This is a genomic window from Amycolatopsis decaplanina DSM 44594 (assembly GCF_000342005.1).
Classification (GTDB): Bacteria; Actinomycetota; Actinomycetes; order Mycobacteriales; family Pseudonocardiaceae; genus Amycolatopsis; species Amycolatopsis decaplanina.
In genome coordinates, this window is the sequence record NZ_AOHO01000024.1 from 1 (window position 1) to 1,458 (window position 1,458).

Genomic DNA, 1,458 nt, shown 5'->3' on the forward strand with positions numbered 1-1,458 from the left:
ACGCATACAACCGGATCGCTTCAAGACCGTCCCAGCCCGTCGCCAGAATCACCGACGTGAGCACATCCACATCGCGCAGATCGTGATCAAGTAACACCACCCCGTGTACCAGATCCTCCTTCGGCAGGAACCCCGCCGCCAACCGCGACTTCGGGCTACCTTTACCGACCAACACCCCCACATCCGCCAACTCGATCGCGACCCCGAACACATTCCCCACCGGCACAGCAGCCAGATCACCCCCCTCCCACACCCCACCCGCCACACCACCCTCACTGTCACTCTCGCTGTCACCCTCACCCTCGCTGTCATTCTCGTGCCGCGAAAGCTCCCGCGACCGCGCCCGCGCCGCCTCCGCCTCCTCCGCCACCCGAACAGGAACCCCCCCCCCCCCCCCCCCCGCGACAGCAGCCCACAACACCGCCACCTGGTTTTTGTTGATCAAGCCACCGGACAGTTCCGCGACCTCCGCCTGCGGCATCTTCCCGTGAAGCTTTTTTGCCCAGGCATTGATCCAGCCCTGGGCGACCACACTCGACCTCGCCCCCGTCCGGTCCTTCGACTTCAGGGTGAAACCTGCCGGGAGATCTCCTCGCGTGTTCAGGAAATCCCGGAACGTGCGGGGTTCCGTGCCATCCGGTGCAGGACGCCAGCCCACCACATCCACCGGCACACCCTCAGGAATCTCTGGCCGCTCAAGACGCCGCCACAAATCGCTGACGTGAGAGCGACCGCCCAAATCGCCGGACAGTTTCGAGACTTCCGCTGGCGTCATCTCCCCGTGAAGCCCTACAGCCCAGGCATTGATCCACTCCTGGGCCATCTGACTCGAACGCGGCCGGTCCTTCGATTTCAGGCCGAAACCTGCCGGGTGGGGCCGTGATTCCAGGAAAGCCTTCAACGTCTGCAAACCGGTGCCGTCCTCCGCGGGACGCCACCCCACCACCTCAGGCCGGGTCAGCACCCCCGAATCCGAAGAACCACCACCCCCAGGAACATCCCCCTCCGACACCCCCGCGTCCGGCCCATCCGCGATAGCTCCCCACAACACCGCCACCTGGACCGGGTTGATCAAGTCACCGGACAGTTCCGCGACTTTCGCACACGCCATCTTTCCGTAAAGCTTTTTTGCCCAGGCATTGATCCAGCCCTGGGCCAGCTTGTTCGAGCGCGGTCGGCTCGCTGACTTCAGTTCGAAGCCGTCCGGGAGGTCCCCTCGCGTGTTCAGGAAATCCCGGAGCGTGCGGGGTTCCGTGCCATCCGGTGCAGGACGCCAGCCCACCACATCAACCGGCACACCCTCAGGAATCTCTGGCCCCTTAAGACGCCGCCACAGCACACTGACCTGACTCTGGCTGACCAATTCCCCGGACAGTTTCACGACGTCCGCCTGCGTCATCTCCTCGTGCAGGTCTTTCACCCAGGCATTGATCCAGTTCTTGGCCATCTGGCTCGAGC

Annotated in this window: 1 protein-coding gene; it reads right to left on the minus strand. The window is 64.1% G+C overall.

Going from position 1 to position 1,458, the window contains the following annotated elements:
* On the minus strand, window positions 1–1,447 hold a 1,447-nt coding region (locus tag H074_RS40630; protein WP_039921404.1), incomplete at its 3' end, for a hypothetical protein.
* Window positions 1,448–1,458: the final 11 nt, after the last annotated feature.